At 66.6% G+C, this 20,103-nt stretch carries 10 protein-coding genes and 1 pseudogene; 3 read left to right on the forward strand and 8 right to left on the reverse strand.

Features of this window, described 5'->3' with window-relative positions; translation table 11 throughout:
• Window positions 1–156 precede the first annotated feature (156 nt).
• The 7 genes from ACNFOC_RS03605 to ACNFOC_RS03635 all read right to left on the reverse strand — a co-directional run bounded on the left by ACNFOC_RS03605 (window position 157) and on the right by ACNFOC_RS03635 (window position 9,432).
• Window positions 157–1,383, reverse strand: a complete 1,227-nt coding sequence (locus ACNFOC_RS03605) for a patatin-like phospholipase family protein (protein ID WP_416956482.1) — start codon at window positions 1,381–1,383, stop codon at window positions 157–159.
• A complete protein-coding gene (locus ACNFOC_RS03610; protein WP_416956484.1) occupies window positions 1,380–2,459 on the reverse strand; it encodes a ComEC/Rec2 family competence protein in 1,080 nt (359 codons plus the stop codon). The genes ACNFOC_RS03605 and ACNFOC_RS03610 overlap by 4 nt, the downstream gene beginning before the upstream one ends.
• A gap of 31 nt (window positions 2,460–2,490) precedes the next feature.
• Window positions 2,491–4,260, reverse strand: coding sequence for a S8 family serine peptidase (locus tag ACNFOC_RS03615; RefSeq protein ID WP_416956486.1), 1,770 nt, complete (start codon window positions 4,258–4,260; stop codon window positions 2,491–2,493).
• 547 nt (window positions 4,261–4,807) lie between these two features.
• Complete coding sequence (locus ACNFOC_RS03620) at window positions 4,808–5,575, reverse strand: hypothetical protein (RefSeq protein WP_416956488.1); 768 nt, start codon at window positions 5,573–5,575, stop codon at window positions 4,808–4,810.
• Between the two features lie 3 nt (window positions 5,576–5,578).
• The gene (locus tag ACNFOC_RS03625; protein ID WP_416956489.1) at window positions 5,579–7,663 is read right to left on the reverse strand and encodes a hypothetical protein; all 2,085 of its coding nucleotides are present in this window, start codon (window positions 7,661–7,663) and stop codon (window positions 5,579–5,581) included.
• Window positions 7,660–8,103, reverse strand: coding sequence for a hypothetical protein (locus ACNFOC_RS03630; RefSeq protein WP_416956491.1), 444 nt, complete (start codon window positions 8,101–8,103; stop codon window positions 7,660–7,662). The genes ACNFOC_RS03625 and ACNFOC_RS03630 overlap by 4 nt, the downstream gene beginning before the upstream one ends.
• Before the next feature lie 351 nt (window positions 8,104–8,454).
• Window positions 8,455–9,432, reverse strand: coding sequence for an AlbA family DNA-binding domain-containing protein (locus tag ACNFOC_RS03635; RefSeq protein WP_416956493.1), 978 nt, complete (start codon window positions 9,430–9,432; stop codon window positions 8,455–8,457).
• A 273-nt stretch (window positions 9,433–9,705) separates the two neighbouring features.
• On the opposite strand from ACNFOC_RS03635, the gene ACNFOC_RS03640 reads away from it, so the two are divergent.
• Together ACNFOC_RS03640 and ACNFOC_RS03645 are read left to right on the forward strand one after the other, a co-directional pair.
• A complete protein-coding gene (locus ACNFOC_RS03640; RefSeq protein WP_416956495.1) occupies window positions 9,706–13,131 on the forward strand; it encodes a DNA polymerase III subunit alpha in 3,426 nt (1,141 codons plus the stop codon).
• 65 nt (window positions 13,132–13,196) lie between these two features.
• Window positions 13,197–14,108, forward strand: a complete 912-nt coding sequence (locus ACNFOC_RS03645) for a DNA polymerase Y family protein (protein WP_416956497.1) — start codon at window positions 13,197–13,199, stop codon at window positions 14,106–14,108.
• A 69-nt stretch (window positions 14,109–14,177) separates the two neighbouring features.
• On the opposite strand, the gene ACNFOC_RS03650 is transcribed toward ACNFOC_RS03645, so the two are convergent.
• On the reverse strand, window positions 14,178–18,878 hold the full coding sequence (locus ACNFOC_RS03650) for an AAA family ATPase (RefSeq protein ID WP_416956498.1): 4,701 nt from the start codon (window positions 18,876–18,878) through the stop codon (window positions 14,178–14,180).
• Between the two features lie 248 nt (window positions 18,879–19,126).
• Here ACNFOC_RS03650 and ACNFOC_RS03655 point away from each other — a divergent pair.
• A pseudogene (locus ACNFOC_RS03655) lies at window positions 19,127–20,103 on the forward strand (helix-hairpin-helix domain-containing protein); the annotation flags it as partial.

The raw sequence follows: 20,103 nt of genomic DNA on the forward strand, positions 1-20,103 counted from the left end.
GTGAAATCTCTTGTCCAGCGCTGGGCGTCGCAGGGGTCGGTGCGGACGGCGATCTTCCGGAGGGCGTGGTCCGGGTACGGCGGTGCTCCACTGTCCGCTCCCGACTCGCCGCCCCTGCCGCTCACACCGCGGGGACGCGTGCGCTGAACACCGTGTTCACAACTGTGGCGGCTTCAGTGACGTGAGGTCCGGGAGCCGGTGTGGATGGAAGGAGGCGAGGCCGGCGCCCGCGAGCCACCAGCCGCGGTGGACGAGGGCCCGGCACAGGGGTTCCTCCAGCCGGTCGAAGACCGTGGGCACGAGGGACAGGTCGCGGCTGGCGTGGGTGCGGTGCTCGGTGAAGGTGTCCCGCCACTCGTTCAGGCGCCCGGAGCCGTTGCCGGGGAAGTCGGTTGCCAGGCCCACCAGCACACCCCTGCGGGCGCCCGGCGGCAACTCCTCGTCGAGGCCCACGGACCGACCGCGCTGGAAGCGCTCGACGATCAACCGCGTGCGCAGCGCCGTGCTTTGGCGGTACAGCAGGGAGTTCGCGCGCGCGAGATCACGGACGACGGGGATGCCGCCGTACGCTCCGGGGCGCAGCAGACCCCCGGCGTTGAGGACGAGCAGGAAGACGTCACGGTAGTGCTCGCTGTCGATGGCCTCCGAGCCGGTGTTGTCGTAGGTGCCGCCGTCCAGGAGGGCGGGGGCGACGGTGGCGCAGGGGAAGCGCGCGTTCTTGAGGACCAGCGGGGGGAAGGCTCCGGGGACCGCGGCCGAGGCGGCGACGGCGAGGCTCAGCTTCAGCCCCGTGTCGGCCGTGGCAGCCAGGCCGATCGTGTAGTCGCCCAACACATCGCGTTCGAAGGTGAATCGGGCGCGGGTGGTCAGGTTGCCCGCGTTGAGTATCCAGCGGACGTCCGGGTCCAGATCGGGTAGCGCCGTGCCGTGGAAGAACCACTCGTCGAGGCGCCGGGCGAGCAGCTCGGTGCGGGCCATCGGGCCCAGCGTGCGCCACAGCCCACGCAGGATCGCCTTCTTGAGCGAGTGGGAGCCGACCTTGGTGACGGCCGGGTCGATGAGGAGTTCATCGACGGCCGCGGTGGTGAAGTCCCGTTGCTTCAGATCGGGCCACGCGGTGGCGAGCAGGCCGTTGGCCACCGACCCGCCGGACACCGACGACGCGTATCTCAGCCCTGACAGCATCCCCGCGTCGGCGAGCAGCCGTACGACTCCCAGGGCGGAGAACGTCGCCCGGAAGCCGCCGCCGGAGAAGGTGACGGCGACCGGGTCGGCGGCGGGGAGCGGTTCAGCGGGGCGCAGCGCGTCGCCGCAGGGGTGGGCCTGAAGGCCGGTGCCGAGGGCGGGGGAGTCCACGACCCACCCCATCCTGTGGGCGTTCATGCCTCATCACCGACCCTGATGACGAGCGCGGAGTCCGCGGGGGACCGGACGCTCACCTCGAACTTCCTGTTGTTGTGCAGGTCGTCGAGGGTGCTCATGGCGAAGCCGATCTTGTTGGTGAGATGGATGGTGTATTTGTCGCCCGGGTCCCTCGACTCGACGAGCATGCGCAGGGTGTCCTCGCTGGGATGATGGTGTTTCACCCCGTCGGCCGAGATCACGTAATGGTCGGCGTGGATGTTCTCGAAGAGGTCGCGCTTCACGTTCCGGATGCTGCCGTGGTGCGGAAGCTTCAGCAGGTCGACATGGAGTGGTCCCGCGCCGTCGAGCAGCCCGGTGGTGCGCAGTCCGGCGAGGATGTGGTCGCCCCTGGCGTCTCCGGTGAGCAGTGCGGTCCGGCCGTGGTGCGTGAGCAGCAGGACGATGCTGGAGAGGTTCGGTATGGAGTCGTCCGAATAGGCCGCGGAGATGACCGTTGGGTCCTGGAGTTCGCGTGCCTCGCGCCAGTGCTTTCTCAGCTCCTCCATGGCGGTGGCGTCTGGGGCCACCACCGTGACCTGCAGTTGGTGCAGCGTCGTCTGCTTGCCCTCGATGAGCGGTCCGTCGAAGGAGGGATTGCTCGCAAGGCCCAGTCCGGCCGCCGCGTCCCGGATGGCGCGCCCTTGGTTGTAGCTGGACTTGACGGCGCCGCTCTCCTCACCGGCGCGGTCGACGATCTCCTGGGTCGAGGCGCTCAGCCCCGGCTCGACGTGATCCACCAGTTCGTCCACGGAGTTGAACCAGATGCTCTGCACGGCGAAGGGATCGGAATCCTGGTCGGCCCTGGCGCGCTGGATCTGGCGGAGCAGCTTGAGGAGTCCGGCCGTGTGGTCGTCGTCGACGTGGGAGACGCAGACGACGTCGATCCTCGGTATCCCCCGGGAATCCGGCGGCAGTTGTGCCAAGCGGTCCCGCAGCGACTCCTCGTAGACCTGGCCCGGTCCGCCGTCGACGAGCATGACCCGCCCGGCCTGCGGTCCCCAGCGGACCAGGAAGGAGTCTCCGTGGCGGGCGTTGAGGAAGTCGAAGGCGAACATGGCGCGCTCCTTTCGGACCTCGGCCGTGGGCTCAGACGGACTGCATCGCCCGCAGGACATCGACCAGCCCGGCGCCCTGGAAGTGCCGCTCCCGGCCCAGATCGGTCGCCGTCTCGCACAGGATCTGCTTCACCCGTTCCGGACTGCCCAGCAGTTCCCTGTTGCGGGCCAGCAGCATCGCGGCGGCTCCGCTGACATGCGCTGCCGCCTGGCTCGTGCCGTGTAGTGCGGCGATGCCCTCGTCGGGAATGGGGCCGTCGATGTCCTCACCCGGCGCGAGGAGATCGGGCTTGGGCCTGCCGTCGCCGGTGGGGCCGCGACTGGAGAAGTAGCTGACGCCGTGGCGGTAGGGATTGCTGCGGTGGGTGGAGCCGACCGTGATGACGGACTCCGTGTTCCCGGGGTCGGAGATGCTGGTCCCGCGATAGTCCTTGCCCAAGGTGCGTACGGCACCCGCGTATCCGGAGTTCCCGGCCGCGGCGACGACCACCACTCCCGAGCGGACGAGCCGGTCGCACTCGATACACACGGGCGTCCACCCGGTCGAGTGGCTTGCCACATCATGCGGCACGGAGAGGCTGAGATTGACCCCGGCGATGACGAACCGTCCCGCCTGGTCGTTGATGTGCCGGATGGCCTGCAACGCCGTGACGATGGAGAACTCGTCCCCCGTCCCCTTGTCGTCGAGGACCCGGAAGTCGTAGAGCTGGATCCTCGGGCAGATGCCCCGGAACACGTCCTTGGAACGCGGCCACCAGGCGCCGATGATCCCGGCGACATGGGTTCCATGCGGGTCGGCCGGAGTGGTGTACGGCTGGCGGCGCATGATCTCGGACGGCTGTGTGGTGGGGAGGGCGATCTCGACGTACGGCAGGGCCTGGGGCCAGTCGATCCGGCCGTCGGCGAGCGCGTCCAGTGGGAGCACCCCCCGTACGCCGACGAAATTGAAAGCACGAAGGATGCGTGATCCGCGCGGCACCGGCTGAGGCCTTGCCGCGGTGTCCCAGTCGGAGAAGGCGGGGTGGCCGGCGTCGATGCCGCTGTCGAGCACGGCCCAGCCGATCGAGCCGCAATCCACGGAGAAGACCTGTTCAGCGGCGTCGGCTTTGATGGTGGCCCTGGAGCGCACGACCGCTGAGGACGCCTGGCGGTTGGCCGTGACGGTGATGATCGGATAGCGCTGCCTGCGATCGATGACACCTCTCGCCGCGTTGTTCGGCGGCTCTGTGTCCGATGGCACCGGATGAACGCCGTGCAGTAGCTCGGCCACCTGGAGGCTGACGGCGGGATCCGTCGCCGGTGTGCCGCGCAGGGCCGGATACGACTCCGCGATGATGGCGGCCAGGAGTTTGAGGAACCACCTGAGATGCCGGTGGCGCTCGTGGCGCCGCTCGTCCGCAACCTCGCCTGCCTGCGGTGCCGTAGGAGGTTCGTCCTGGAGTGTGCTCACGATGCCGATGGTTCCCTGCCGGCGTGCGTCGCGGAGCACTCGGTTGAGGTTGGTCATCGGCAGCAGGCCCTGCACGAGTTCGCGGAGCGTCAACTTGGCCGCGACGAAGTTGCCGGACGCGATCGGCTGGCAGTCGCGCATCATGTCCAGGCTCGTGAAGCGCTGAAGGATCTGCAGGACACCGTATTCCTCGTTGATGGCGAGGATCAGGTCTTCCCTGGACTCCGGCGCGTCTTCGGGGAAGTGGGCGAGCGCCAGCAAGGCGTCGAACCGCACCGGGCAGTCCGTCGCCCACGGAACGGGCCGAAGGCCCTTCCCGTAGAACAGTTCCTCGAGCTTCTTCCGGTCCATCCCGATTCCTTCGTACGGCGATCGGCGCCGGGAGGCAAGGCTCAGGTGCCGGTGTGCAGGGTGATCTCCCAACTGCGCAGGGTTCCGGCCACGTGCGTGGCCGCGTCCGTGATTTTGAGACTCAGTCGGGCTGAACCACGGTTCGACCGTGGCCCTCAGCCAAGTTGGTCCGCGACAGTACTAAGCCGCGGTCAGCTGCCGACGCGGCGGCCCGCTTCTGACATGGAGTTCTTGCATGGCTCCATTCTTGCTTTCCCTCCGATCTCACCGCTCGCCGTCGGATGGCCGAGCTGCATGAGGAGGCAGGTTGCTGCGGGGCGACGGGTCTCTGGGAGAACGGTGGCCGTACTCCAGGTAGGGCCTTTCCTCAGGATGCCTGTCCACTCGTGTACGTCGCCAAGCAGTATCGAAGGAGAGGGTGCCGCCACTGGCCTGTACAAGGCGCCACGCATGCCAACTGGTCCGGGGCGACAGCAGCCACCGCAGTACAAGCGTACTCACCGGCATCCCGCCGTCTGGTAGGCAGAGCGCGGAGCCGCCAGGCTGGTCACGCGTCACCCGCCATGACTGACGACGCGTGCCCGTTGAGTAACGCCTGTGCTTTCAAGGCATGTTGAGGGCGCTGGGCGCTCTCCATGCCCGCGGTCAGCAGCGTGTAGAGCATGCGTTTCTGACTGGGCTCGGGGAAGCTGGCCAGGAATTCGCGTAGCACCTCAAGGGCCTGATGCTCGACCGTCCGCTCGTGCTCGGGCCGGTACCGGGCGAACGTCTCTGCCACTTTGTTCGCGTCGCTGAGAACGGTGGAGAGCTTGGACCAGTCGGCGTCGTCCTGCTCGACCCATCGCACCAACAGGGCAACAGGGTCGGCTAGTTCGGAGGCAACCGCTTCGGCTGCCTGCCGGCGCAGGATGTCGATCACGGCCTGTTGTCTCTGCGCGGACAGCAGAGCGGCGACGGCGGCCTGGTCGTCGGGCGGCAGATCGAGCGCGAGCGAGGCCCGAAACTCGACAGGCGGATCTGTGGACAGCGAGCGCTTGGCGCGTAGGTGTTCCGCGACGACATCCCGCGCTGTGGCGAGATCCGCCGGATCGCACCCCACGGCGACATCGGCCGCCGCCTTCCTGAGAATCCCACGGACGGCCGCTGCGAGCTCCTCGCTCGCGGCCGGATAGGGCGGCTCGGTGAGGACCGCGGCCGTGATGCGGGCGACGAAGCCGATCCCAGGACGCGAACTGCGCAGTCGGACCTCGAAATCGGTCAGGCCGCGCCGTACTGCCCTGCGCATACGGCGGCGCGACCAGGCTGAGGAGGCCACGGATCAGGACTCCACAGGAGCGGACTCGTAGTTGAGGCGCGCCGCCGAAAGGGCCGCAGGCAGCCTGAGGTCCTTGCGCAGCTCGATCACGGCCTCGTCGTTGGCCACGCCGGGTTCGCCGAAGATGAGCGCCGAGATCGGCGTGGAGTACAGGTGCTGTACGACGATCTCGTTGAGGATCTCCGTGACGAGCTCGCGCGACACCTCGGTCGTCTGCCGGAACTGCGCCCAGGCGGTCAGCAGCTCCCGGCACTCCGCGTCGACCCGGTCGTCGGCCAGCGCCACGTTCCAGCCCTGGATGAGCGCCTCTTTGACGTCCTCCTTCTGCTCCGCGGCCGCCAGCATGACCTGCAGCACGTACGGATCGACGCGTGGATCCAGGAGCGAGAGGAAGGCCCGGTGGCCGGCCAGGTGTTTCTTCTCGGTGGCCCACTTGATGACGGTGCTCCATACGCGGGGCAGTTGGCCCTCGCGCGCGGCGATGTCGCGCAGCGCCCGCTGTGCCGCGAGTACGGCGTCATCGGGGCCGGGCCGGTCGAGGATGTGCCGCAGGCGGACGAGGGCCTGGCGCGGGTAGTGGTCGGCGAAGTCGCCCTGGCAGACAAGGGCGACGACGGTCGCCACGGCTTCCGAGGTCTCCTGCGCCGAGTCCAGCAGCAGGGAACGGACCTCGGCGCCCAAGGTATCCGCTTCGGCGGCGACGGTGAGGACGCGAGCGATCAGCTGCAAGTGCTCGGCGCTGGTGTCGCCGTTGTCGATCCAGGCGTGGATCTGCTTGATGACGCGGATGTCGTTCTCCGCGACGGCCAGCTCGACCAGGAGGTCGCCGATGGGGGCGAGCCGATCGGCCCCGGGCCCCTTGGACGACGTGATGGTGTCGAGCCACGTCAGCAACGGCGGGTGGATGTCGGCCCGTTGTTGCCAGAGATGCAGCAGGACGGCACGAGCGTAGCCGCGCTGGTGGTCGAGCGTGACGGTCCGCCCGGTGACCTTTGCGCCCAGGGCCTTGAGCCGAGTGGTCAGATCAGGTCCCGTCAGGATCGTCCGAACGCTGGTCTCCCTCGGCTCATCCAGGAGCATCCTGGATCCGTCCTGGATGGTCAGCGCGTCCTCGTTGTTGAGGAACAGGGTGGAGACGAGCAGCGCGCGGTCCTCCGGCTTGTCCTCCGTCTCGGCGAAGACCTTCTGCACGTCGGACCGCCACTCCTGGAAGGCGCTGAGGGCCGCCTTCAGCCCTTCTGCGGAGTTCACGGCGGAGGCGAGCTTGTCAGCCAGGTGGGCGCCATCCGCTGGACGGCTGTCGTCGGTCAGCAGATGTGCGGCCTCGCCGACCAAGCCTGTCCCGGAGGAAGCCGTGTTCAGCCAACGGAGCCGGTCCGGCCTGCGATGCACGTACTCCAGGTGAGTCCGTGCCACCCGTTGGGCGCAGGGCTTCGTCGTTGCGCGGGCGACGACCCGGGCTAGTGTCCCGGAGGCGGCTTCGGGCCACCCGTGCTCGTCGGCGATCACGACCAGGTACGAGCCCACGTAGAGCAGCTCCTCGGCATAACTCACCAGCTGTTCCGCGAAGTTGCCCACGTTGCGCCAGGAACTGATCTCCGCGGCCACGTCCAGCAGGTACCCCGTGCCTGGCTCGTCGGGCAGTACGGAGATGTCCGGGGAGCGGGGCCTCTCCCAGTCGGGCCGGATCTCCCGAAGGGCCAACGGCCTGCCGGGAGCGGCCTGTTCCTTCTGGGAGATCTCCCACAGGGCTTTGATCCCGGCAGTGCGTTTGCCGTAGCTGGCCGGTCCGGCGACGACGGCCAGCCGGGGCCCGCCGCCGGTCAGGCGGTCGATGGCCTCGCCCGCCGTCCGTACCTCTTCGTCCCGCGAGCTCAGGCCCACCCACGCGAGGCGTACGACGTCGAGATCAGCTTGCGGAATGCCGGTCACGGGCAGCTGCGGTTTGCTCGTCATGGTGACGGAGCCGGCAGCCACGATGATCTTCGAGTTCTGGTTGTTGCCTACGTCCACCCGCAGTGCGGGCGCCGGGGTGGCAGGCGGTGGAGCGAAAGGCGGAACGGAACCGAGTTCGGTCTCCTCGCTCACCGGCCCCCCTCCGGAGTCCGGTAGTGGAAGCCGCCCGAGGCGTTGATGGCACCGCCGGCGATGACGACCTGGCTGTTGGTGTTGCCGTGTACGCTCGTCCGCGCCCCGGAGCCCTCGTCTGCCGCCTGGACCTGGTCAGCCAGGTTCCGTAGCTCCTGTGCCGCGTCCGGATGCTTCTGCAGGAACGCCGCCAACTGGATCATCAGCTGGCCGCGCAGCTCCTCCTCCACCGAAGCCCGTTCGCTCTCCGCGCTGCCGACGAGCCGCTGCCGCGCTGTGTCGATGAGCCGCAGTTCCTGCTCGGCGCTCTCCTCACCACCCCGTCGGAAGAAGCGAGCTACCGAGTCCCGTACGGACTCCCAGGTGCTCTTGACCATCTCAGTGACAAGGGCGGCAGCCCCCACGCCCGCGACCTGCATGATGTCCAACGCGTCCCCCATGGTCGTTTCCCCTGCCCCGTGAGGTGCGCAGGGGTCGGCGGCATATTCGACACATCAGGGTGGATGTCGGCATGGAGGTCGGCAATCGAAAATATTTGCCACATACCGGAATGAGTAATTATCAAGCGCGCAAATCTGGCCGGTTTGGATCCGAGGTGCGAAGTGCCGGGCCCGGCAGTCCTCCGTAAAGCCCAGGATGGGCAGTAGTTCATGCTTCAGCTACGGCGCAACTTGGCCAAAGCGCCACTTTGGGTGATTGTCCGGAACTGGGTAGAGCGTGCTGGTGTGGGTGCTGTGAATCCGGTACACGTCCGGTGCCGGAGGGGCGCACCGGGGCCTCGGTGGTCCAGGTCAGGCGAGCAGGCCCTTCTCGTTCAGCTTGTTCACCCAGTCCTGGTAGGCATTGAGCACCGACTTCGCCGCCTGGGAGTTCTCCTTGAGGGTCTCGTAGTAGCGCGCGGGATCCGTTCGCTTCCACTCCGGTGGAACCTCGAAGTACGTGAGTGGGCCGTCCATCGGAGTGTGCAGTCCGCCGAACACGTTGCTGAGTTCGCGGACGGCGTTTGTGAAGTCCTCCGTGGCTGCGGCCAGTTCGGGGTCGCGGAAGCGCAGAACTTCACCTTCCAGGGCCTCGGTGGCGTCGTGGACCGCGTCGCTGACTGCTGCCGGGATGCGGTGGAATGGGCCGCCGTTACGAAGATGCTTGATCCACGGGGCGTCCAGCGGGACCAACTGCAACAGACGTGCAGCGGTCGTCTGATCGGCGGTGGCAGTCGCCGACGGCCTCGGTGTCCCGTTGCTGCTTGACCAGCCCAGGGCCAGCAGCCGTTGCAACTCGGCTGGCTTGAGCCACGAGGTGTCGTCCCCGGACCGGACCGGGACAGCCACGCCCTCGCGCCCCTTGGGGTCCGTGGCCGGCACCACGAACGGCTTGTCCGATGAGGGCTGCGGCGGTATATGAATCACGAGAACACCGCTGTCCTCCCCGCAAGGGACCCATTCGATGTGGAGTTCGCGCACGGGAGGCCGCACCTGTTCCGTAAGGATCTTGCGGTGGCGGCCCGGGTCTGTGAGCCGCTGAGGAACCGGCTTGAGCTCACTGATGATCTCCCGCCCCTCCACCAGCTCGGTCCGCAGGCCGATCAGCAGCAGGCCGCCTTGAGCATTGGCCATCGCGGCCACGTCCTTGCACAGTTCGGCGCGAGGGCCGGGCTGATCAAGGGCATAGATCGAGCTCTTCACGTCGAGCCATGAAGTTTCGGGCAGGCCGAGAAGGCTGTCCCACTGTCCTTGGAGAACTGCCTGGTGGACGGTCGCGAGATCGGTCATCGGCCCAGTATCGGGGGTGCCAGCGAATCCGCCGCGGGTGGTCGGCGAAGGCAAACCTTCGGACGCTTCCGATCTGGGGATCTTGTATGTCTCCATTCTGCTGATTCGAGGCTGGCTGGCGTCGTGCTTCTGCTGCCCGAGCGCATGCCCATCGCACAAGAGGCGAGGTCGTCCCACATGCAGCGATCGAACGAATGTGCGACCCTTGAGTTATGGTGATGACCTCACGGGATGAGGCGGACAGAGGGGGCTTGTGGGTACCAGGAGGTGTGTATGTCGTTTACGCACCTCCATGTCGCCAGCGGCTACTCGTTGCGCTACGGGGCCAGCCATCCGCATGCGCTTGTGGAGCGGGCGGCGGAACGTGGACTGGATGCTCTGGCGCTGACCGACAGGGACTCCCTTGCCGGCGCCGTGCGCTTTGCGAAGGCGTGCGAGCGAGCTGGGGTGCGACCGCTGTTCGGTACTGATCTGGCAGTTCCCGGCGTGCCGGGGTCCCGGTTGCCTGGGACGGAGCGGCAGCGCACTCCGGCCAAGGGGGGTGCCTTCGTGACGGAAGCACCCTTCCGGGCGGTGTTCCTGGCTCGGTCCGCATCCGGCTGGGCCGAGCTGTGCCGCCTGGTATCGACTACGTCGGCCGAGGGAATCCGCTGGGAGGACCTGACCGGCGGGAGCGACGGGATGCTCGTGCTGCTCGGGGCGGGTTCCGAGGTAGGTCGCGCGCTGGCGTCGGGGCGGCCGGATCGAGCGGCGCTGCTGCTGGAGCCATGGCGGGAGCGGTTCGGGGAGGCGCTGCGGCTGGAGGTGATCTGCCACGGTCGGCCGGGCACCGGACCGGGGTCGCTGCGCCTGGCCGCACGGATGGCGGGCTTCGCCGTCGAGCAGCAGGTGGAGGCCGTTCTCAGCAACAGCGTGCGATATGCCGACCCGCACCAGCGGGAGGTCGCCGACATCCTGGATTCCGCACGTCTGCTGGTGCCGATCGACAGCCGGGACGCGGCACGGCTGGACAGCGGGCAGCGATGGCTGAAGGACGCCGGAGAGATGGAACGGATGGCCGGGCAGGTCGCCGAGGCGATGGGCGGACGCGGGGCTGAGGCACAGCAGCTACTGAAAGCGACCGAGGAAACGGCGGCGGCCTGCGTGGTCGATCCGGGCGAGGCGTTCGGACTGGGGCGGCTGAATCTGCCGGAGCCCGATTTGGTGGGTGCCACTGCGGAGTCGGCCGACCGAGTACTGGCCGAACGGTGCGCGGCGGGCATGATGAACCGCGGCTATCACCGGGAAGTAGCGCGGTGGGACCGGCTGGAGGATGAACTTCGGATCATCGCCGGACACCGCTTCGCCGGCTACTTCCTGACCGTCGCCGAGGTCGCGACGGAGGCCAAGAAGCTGGGCATCCGGGTCGCGGCGCGTGGCTCAGGAGTCGGGTCGCTGGTCACTCACCTGCTGGGGATCAGCCCGGTCGACCCGGTGGCGCACGGCCTGGTCATGGAGCGGTTCTTGTCCGCGCGGCGATCCGCGTTGCCCGACATCGACCTGGACGTGGAGTCGGCTCGGAGGCTCGAGATCTATCAGGCGGTACACGAGAGATTCGGGGCGGCGAGAGTGGCGACGCTTGCGGTGTACAAGACGTACCGGGTGCGTGGGGCGATCGAGGACGTGGCGCGGGCGCGGGGCTTGGACCCTGATCGGGCTGCTGAGCTATCCAAGGCGTTTCCTCACATCCGGGCCCGGGATGCGCGGGCGGCGCTGACCGAACTGCCGGAGCTCCGCGAAGTCGCCGGAGAGGATCACGGCCGGTTGTGGGAGCTGGTGGAAATGCTGGACGGTCTGCCGCACGAGGCCGCCATGCACCCGTGTGGACTCCTGGTGTCCAACGCCGGGCTGCTCGCGCGCACTCCGGTGATGCCGACCACCGTTGAGGGCATCGCCATGGCCCAGTTCGACAAGGAGGACATCGAGGACACCGGCCATCCGAAGATCGACATCATCGGCGTGCGGATGCAGTCAGCGCTCGCCCACGCCGTCGCCGAGATCGAGCGGGCCACCGGCGAGCACCTCGACCTGGACGACCCGGCGCAGGTGCCGCCCGACGATCCGGCAACTTACGACCTGATCACATCCGGTGACACCTTGGGCACGTTCCAGCTCGAAAGCCCAGGCCAACGCGAGCTGGTCAGAAATCTGCGGCCACGGTCGTTCCTCGACTTGATCATCGACATCAGCCTGTTCCGGCCGGGCCCTGTGGCCGCGAACATGGTGAGCCCGATGATCGAGGCCCGCGACGGCCGGACCCGGGCCCGCTATCCACATCCGCACCTGAAGCCGATCCTGGAGGAGACCAAAGGGCAGGTGGTCTTCCATGAACAGGTCATCGCGATCATGACCACGATGACCGGCTGCGACCGTGGAATGGCCGATGAGGCCCGCCGGGCACTGTCCGAACCGGACCGACGCGGCCGCATGCGGGCCTGGTTCGCCGCTGAGGCCCGCGTACGCGGTTACCAGGCGCAGGTCATCCGAGAGGTATGGGAGATCCTGGAAAGCTTCGGAAGTTTCGGCTTCGCGAAAGCGCACGCAGCGGCATTCGCGCAGCCTGCGTACCAGTCCAGCTGGCTCAAGGCTCACCGGATGGCGGCTTTGCTGGCCGGACTGCTCACCCACGATCCGGGGATGTACCACAAGCGAGTCCTGGCCGCGGATGCCCGTCGGCATGGGGTCCCTCTCCTGCTGCCTGACATCAACCACTCGCAGTCCGCACACATAATCGAACTGGTGTCTGGTAAGTGGGGAGTTCGGGTCGGTCTGTCCCAAGTGCGCGGCATCACCGAGGCCGAGGCCGAGCGCATCACCGGCGCGCAGCCCTACACCTCGCTGGGCGACTTCTGGCAGCGCGCCCGGCCCAGCCGCCCGCTGGCCGAACGCCTGGCCCAGGTCGGGGCGATGGACGCCTTCGGGCCTCGGCGCGAGTTGCTGCTGCAGATCGCCGAGCTTCACCGATCCACCCGAGGTCACGACTCCATCTCCGGGCAACTCCCTATGGACAACGACCTCGACATGTCGGGGGATGGCAGCAGTACGGCGGGACTGCCGGTCATGAGTACCTCCGAACAACTCGCCGCGGAACTCGACGTGCTCGGCATGGACATCTCCCGGCACCTGCTGGAAGATCACCGGTCCTTGCTGACCGACATCGGTGCGACTCCCGCCGCCGACCTGCCGAACCTGCGGCATGGCACCCCTGTCCTGGTCGCCGGCGTCAAGGTCGCCACCCAGACCCCGCCAGTCCGCTCCGGCAAGCGCGTCATCTTCGCCACCCTCGACGATCCCAGCGGCCTGTCCGACCTGGCATTCTTCGAGGACAGCCACGCACGCTGCGCCCACACGGTCTTCCACAGCAGCCTGTTGCTGGTGCGCGGGACGGTAGCCCGGCGTCCACCGCGTGCCCTCAGCATCACCGGCATTGCCGCCTGGGACCTGGCCGAACTTATCGACCTGTATCGCGACGGAGGCCCGGCCGCTGTCGCCGATCGCCTCGCCCGCCCGGCGGCCACCGCCGGTCCAGCCACCGCACGCCGGACCATCACCCAGCCCACTGGTTACGAACTGCACCCCTGGGCCGACCTGAAGCCCCCCGGCGCCCCGGCCATCAACGGAAGGACCTTCCACCACTCCAGCCCTGGAAGCGCCGGGTGACCACGATGATCCTCTACGTCCACTTCGGCTCATGTCGCGAAGAAACGTTTCTTCAACTTCTGGGAATGCTCGGCGAGATCACCCCGGTCGTGCAGGGGCTTCCACCCGACGCCGCATTCGCCGACGTGTCGGGGAGCATGCGGTACTTCGACCGCGACGCCACCGGACTCGCGGCCCTGATCCGTATGCGTGCCGCCGCAGGCTTCGACGCCGACTGCACGATCGGCGTCGCCCCCAACCCGCTGCTCGCCCAACTGGCCGCCAACCGTGGAGCACCTGGCACGATCCGCACCATCCCCGACACCCCTCAGAACATCGTCGCCTTCCTCGCCGGCCTGTCGGCCGCAGCCCTGCCAGGAGTAGGGCCGACGACCGTACGCACCTTGGCCTCCTACGGCCTGACCACCCTCGACACGATCGCGAGCACCCCGCTATCCACACTCCAACGCATCCTGGGCACGGCTGCCGGACGGCAGTTGCACCAGCGGGCGGCCGGTATCGACCCCACCCGTGTCACCCCCGGTGCCCTGCCTCGCTCCCTCTGCGCGGAGCACCGCTTCGGGCGGGACGAACTCAACCCCGACCAGCAGCGTCGTGTCCTGTCCCACCTGGTCGAACGCCTTGGCACCCAACTCCGCAGCGAACAACAGGTCTGTCGATCCCTGAGCCTGACCGTCCGATACGCCGATCATTCGACGACCACACGCAACCGCACCTTGCCGGAGCCCACCGCGCACAGCCCACAACTACGCCTTGCCGCCTACGCGTTGTACGCCACCCTCGGCTTCCAGCGAGCCAGGGTCCGGGGCATCGCCCTGCGGGCGGACGATCTGTTCGACGAGAACTCGGCCACCCGACAACTCACCTTCGGCACCAACGACGACAAGACCCGCCGGATCGAGGCCGCAGCTGACAGAGCTCGGGCCCGCTTCGGTCCCAACGTGGTGCGGCCTGCCAGCACGGCGGGACTGACCTGACCCTTTCGGGATGACGACAGCACCGGACAGGAACCGAGACCTATCGCGAAGCCGTCCCTCCGAGTCAGATCACTGGCTTGCCCATTCGTCGGTCTTCCTGTCGATGTCGATCGCTCCGGCCTCGACCAAGGAGTCCAGGAGATCCAGGGTGCGCTCACGCTCCGAGCTTCCTGCACGAGTACTGGCATAGAGGGAGAGAACGACATCGGCTACTTCAAAGGCGATCGCGGAGTCGCGTGTGCTGATGTCTCCCACAGTCCGATTGCCGGCGCCCAGCCAGGTTTCGCACAGTGACAGAGCCGCGGCAACCGGCAGCTCCGCACCCGCCTGGTCGAGTGCGTGGAAGACCTTCTGCGGGAAATCCGCAAACGCCGATGTCGGCACCAGAGCCGCCAGGAGCCGCTCGCGCCTGACCAGCGATCCGCCTCCTATATGGCGTACGAACCCGATTGCTGCTTTGCGCACAGCCTGATCTTCATCGTCGAGCAGGCGTACGAGTAGCCCCTCATCTGCGCTCACTCCGGCATCCTGGGCACGGGATGCCGGAGGCAGATCCTCGACGCGCACGGCCAGAGCTTCGGCCACTCCGCTGCGTGAAGCCGCATCACCAAGGCTCCGCTCGAACAGATCCTGCGGGTGCGGTCTCCGGTCAGGTTCCAGGAACCCGATGCCCAACAAGACGGCCATCGCGGCAAGCGCACCGCCACGGCGGCGGGCATCAACTGAGTCGGTCTCCAGCATCCGTTGGACGAGGGCAAGTCCCAGATCCGCATCGCTGTGGAGGAGCTGCCAGGCGAGCCGGTCAAGGTACGGTGCGATGAACTGGGCGTCGTCGGCTAGGGCGAGCCAGTTTCGGCTCAGTTCAGAGGCAACGGTCTGATCGGCCAAGTGGACGCGGATCAGGATCACCGGACACCAGATGCGGACTTGGTCTGCGTCATCAACTGCGAGACTGCGGATGGCCGGCAGGAGTGCCTCCAATCGCTCCGCTCGGTGCTCCCCGGGACCAAGCAGTTGCGCAATGCAGAAGGCTGCTGCCCCTCGGTCAGAGTTCAGACCTGCGGTGACGTGTTCCTCACTGAGATCTGGCGTCGCCATCGGACTCGGGTCGACCGCAGTCGTAGCCGTGGCGACAGCCCAGGCGAGTACTCGTTCAGGCAAGTCAGCGCCCGCAAGCTTGTCCAGCAGGGAGCACAGTGGCCGATTGAAGGCTTCGCCTCCCCAGCCCGATACAGCTGCAACCATGTCGACTACCGCTCCGAGTTCCTCCTCGGAGGGTAGATCGAGGGCGCTGACAATTCCCCGGAGGATAACGACGGTGCACTGGTGATTGTGCTGCGGGCCGATACGAGCCGTCACGAATCGGGCAAAACGTACCGGTTCAGAACGGGCAGCCGACTCCAAGGTTCCCAGTTGAACAGGGGATTGGTCATGATTGTCGATTGCTTCGATCCATTGGTCATTGGTAAGCGGTTCCGGTTCCCCTCCGCGGAAGAGGCGCACCCAGGCATCAGAGGTCGTCGGCGCGAGCCCGAACGACTCCGTCAGCCGAGTAAGTCGTTCACGTGCTGATTGGTTAAGCCGGGTACCGATCCGCCGTTCAATGAGGGAGAGCGCCACGAGCTGCTCATGGGCCAGTTGCTGATCTCTGTCGGCGGCAGCGCCGCCTGACCCGGAGGCGGCATCGAGGTCCAGTGACGCATACGGTTCCATGGCCAGAGCCACTGCGCTTTCTCGGACCGAATCTGTCCCCGCATCCGCGAGATGGGCCAGAACCTGTCCCCACGCCCAGGCAACCGTGGAGTTCAGCGGAAGGCCACGCACATCATCTCGTGAAGCCCAGGCCAGAGCAGCCGGGTACAGCTCCGGCGCGCACTGGCTGAAGGCCGAGGCCGCGAGCTGATGAGCCAAAAGGAGATCGGTCGAGGTGCACTGCTCAAGGTAGAGCGTTCCTTCGGCCGGATGCTCGGCGGCAGCCAGCAGCAGCGCCGTCCGCAACCCCTCGACCACTTCCCCTTCCAGATCAGGAGGCAAACCGACGGCCGCACCGATACCCCTGTCCCGTAGCCCTGCGCCGTTTTCATCCGGAATTCCTGCAGGACGCCACCGCACCTCGAAGTCGATCTCGGTGAATTCTGCGAGCAGCGGTTGGGTCAGCTTCTCCAGGAATGCGACTGGATCACGCTCAGCGGCACGCTCGAAGATCCGCAGGCCTGTTCCCTCTCGGGATGGAGAAAATGAATGATCAAAAGCGTTCCGAGCTCCAGAAGCCCTCGCGATCTGTGCCCGTGTTGCAAGCCAGGCGCGCAGAGCGGTCGCGACTGGCGCGGAGGGACGTTCCGCAAGGGTGCTGAGAGCATGAAATCCATCCGATCCGAACAGCGTGACAACAGCGGTACCCAACGCGGTCTGTTCAGAGGTGTTTTCGCTCCTTGCGGTCTCCAGCATAGTCGTGTAGCTGTTCCCGACCGTCATTGCGGTCTCGCAGTAGAGATCTACGGTGGCTTGACCTGCGGTTGAACCGGCGAGGAAAACCGTCCACAGGAGCATGCCTGTCCACGGCACCGCAATGCTTGGGTCACGTGCCACAGGTGCCAGGCCCACGGAGATCTCTTCCGGCGAGACCCGCGCTGATTCCGTCAGCATCCACCGGGTTTGGTCCGGAGTGAACCCGACCAACCCATTGGTATCAGTTCCGGACCGGTCGGCATCACCGTCGAAGCTGGCATTGATGCTGTCCAGCAGACCATGGTTCAGCAGGTGAGGGACGAACCCAGAACTCACCAGAATAGGCATGGCATTTCGAGTTAGAGGGTCGGCGGAGTTGAGAGCAAGGGTGGTGACATGTTCGAACTCGTAAGGCTCCACTGGGGCAAGAGACTTCAGCCATGTCAGTACGGCTGCGCGGATGTGTGATCGATAATTCGGCGCATGTGCGATTACGGCTTCGAGGTCCCCTCTGTATTGGTCCAGGTCGAGCTCGCGTTCCAGGGAAAGGACAGCACGGACCAGGCGTCGGCGCAACAAGTCCTGAGATTTGCCCTGTAGCAGACTGACGACCGAGCCGCTGGCCTGGATGTGCTGCCTCGCGAATGCGTAGTCGAAGTATTCCTCGTGAAAGAAACGTACTCGGCCACGGTCCTCGATCACTACGCCTTCCCCGATGAGTGCGTCCAGCGTGTCCGGACCGGGTTCACCGATGACGCTGCGCGCGGCGGAGAGGGATCCTGTGTCGCTGAGCCTGCGGGCGAACTCAGCGACACCCCGAGCATAATTGTCGACGCCAAGGCGCTGATTGAGTCGTCTGCGCATCTCACCGTCAAACGCGTCAAGCAGCTGCGTCAGTGACGTGGCGCGGGTGATGTCGAACTCTGCTGGGCTGTCGCTGTCAGAGTCGGGGACTGTTTCTGCGAGCAGACGCAGAGCGAACGGACTGCTCAGCAACTTCCGCTGCCTGGCGGACAGTACCGCGGGATCGACTCCCAGCTCCGTCAGGGCTTCGCGGACATGCTCATCGGTGAGCGGGCCGAGGTCGATAACCGTGAAGTCGCCCAACAGGCCTTTGAGCTGGCGGTCGTTGGAAAGGTCGTAGCGACGGCAAGCGACGAGTAGCCGCATGTCCCCACTGGCCCGGGCTGTTTCGAGTACTTCTCGGACTCCACCGAGGGCCGGCTCGCCTTGGCCGCTGAAGCGGGACAGTGCGTCCAGTTGATCAATCACCAGGACACTCGGCTCACCCGCAGCCGCTCGCTCCAGGACCGCGGAAGGAGAGGCGCCGAAGCCAACTGCGTCCTGTGCCCCCAACTGACGTGCCGTATGGGATGCGTCCGTCACATCGAGACGTAGCGCCCCGACGACTACGCCGTCCGCTGCCAGTTGCGCGCATACCTCGGCCAGAGCGGTGGATTTCCCTGCGCCGGGAGCGCCTACCACGACTACACCAGGCCCTCCGGCCGGGTCCTTCAAAGCGTCGACTAGCTGCTCGATCTCAGGACGGGCGATCAGCGAAAGGGCCCGTGGCCTTCGCTGACGTACTCCTTCGATATAGCGCTCATTGACTTGCCGCACGGTGACAACAGAAGAGTGGTCGTACCCCTCGCGAGGTGCGTATCCCTCTTCTTGCAAGGTTGACCAGAGGAACTGAGCTGTCAGCCGGCTTGAGATGTGCTCCAAGAGTAGATCGCCGATGAGTAGCAGGGCATTCTTTGGATCCCCAACTACTTGTGTCTCCAAAGATCCTATCGCCGCATCTTTGAGTGGATGATCATTGATCAAATGGAAGGTAAGGAGTCGAAGCAGGCTATGTACCCCGGAATGGTCCGCTTCCCACGCGTCAATAAGGGTTTCTACGTCTGTTTCCTCGGGCTCTGTGAAGGAGGTCGTCCAGTCCTCCAGGGAAAGGCGGCGGGCTTTGTCCGACAAGTTCTCCAAAGCGCATGACTTGCCCGAAGCGAACACCACCTCGGTTCCCTGCCTCAAATGGCGCTCGAACGGATCCAGCAGGCCTTCTGTCCGAAGGGCATTCAGTGTCCATGTAGAGGCACGGCTGCGCTTGCACTGGTGTACCTGGTCCGGCCCTGATGGCTGACGGCCAAAGAGGCGAAATTCCACTGCTTCGCCAGGGGAGCCTGGAACCTCGACCTGGATGGCGTCGTACTGGCCGCGAAGGACAGGAACCACGCCCCGCCAGATCGTCCACCAGCCTTCGTAGCGGTTGCCCAGTTTGTCGGCAACCCCGCCACCCATGGCCGACACTCGTTTACCTGCCACGGACCTGTTTCCTCCCTGGGACCTTGCAGAGCGCATAACCGAATGAGCGTCTTGCGTCAAGCTTAAATACTGAGGAATCACTCGATCGGGTAAGACTCAAAATGGATTTTGTTTGTGATCCACTGTCTCATCCCGCCGCTCGTCGCGCCCGCCGCTCGTCGCGCCCGCCGGTCGATCGCAAAAGGTTGTGGGGAGGGCGCGTTGGCGGCTCGGGTTGATGTCTCATGAGACATACGGATCGCGAAGAACGTGCGCACGCGGTCGCCTTCGCCGTACCGGCCCTGCAGAGCGCCTGGTTGAAGGCGCACCATCCGGCGTTCCTGCTGGCCGGACTGCTCGAACACGACCCCGGGATGTGGCCCAAGCGCGTCCTCGTCTCCGACGCCCGCCGCCGGGGTGTGCCGGTGCTGCCCGTCGACATCAACCGCTCCAGGGTGAAGCACACCGTGGAGATGACCGAGAAGGAGGAGTGGGGCGTGCGGCTCGCGCTGTCCGGGGTGCGCGGTGTCAGCGAGGAGGAGTGCGCGCGGATCGAGGAGGGGCAGCCGTACGGATCGCTGTCGGAATTCTGGCAGCGGGCCCGTCCCAGCAGACCGGTCGCCGAACGCCTCGCGGAGATCGGTGCGTTGACCTGTCTGCACGACGGCCGTCTCACTCGGCGTGATCTGCTGCTCCAGATCGCCGAGTTGCACCGGCAGTCCCGCAACCGGACCGCGGGGGCCGGTCAACTACCCATGGATACCGGTGCTGTTGGGGGAGCGGAACCGAGCGGTCTGCCGGAGATGACCGGACGCGAGGCGTTGAGCGCCGAGTTGGGGACGCTCGGCATCGACGTCTCCCGGCATCTGATGGAGCATCACCACCGGCTGCTGCGCGAGATCGGCGCGACCGACGCGACGCATCTGGCCGAACTGCGCGCGGGACAGCAGGTGTTGGTCGCCGGGGTGCGGGCCTCGACGCAGACCCCGCCGATCGCGAGCGGCAAGCGGATCATCTTCGTCACCCTGGAGGACGGCTCGGGTCTGGTCGACCTCGCCTTCTTCGAGGACTCCCACCCGGCCTGCGCGTACACCGTCTTCCACAGCGGGCTGCTCCTGGTGCGCGGCACGGTCCAGGTGCGCGGCACCCGGCGTACCGTCGTCGGTTCCATGGCCTGGGACCTGGACGAGATCGCGGGCGCCCGCCGCGACAACGGCCCCGAAGCGGCGCTCGCCCTCCTCGGCGC

It is taken from the genome of Streptomyces colwelliae, from assembly GCF_048158785.1.
Lineage (GTDB): Bacteria > Actinomycetota > Actinomycetes > Streptomycetales > Streptomycetaceae > Streptomyces.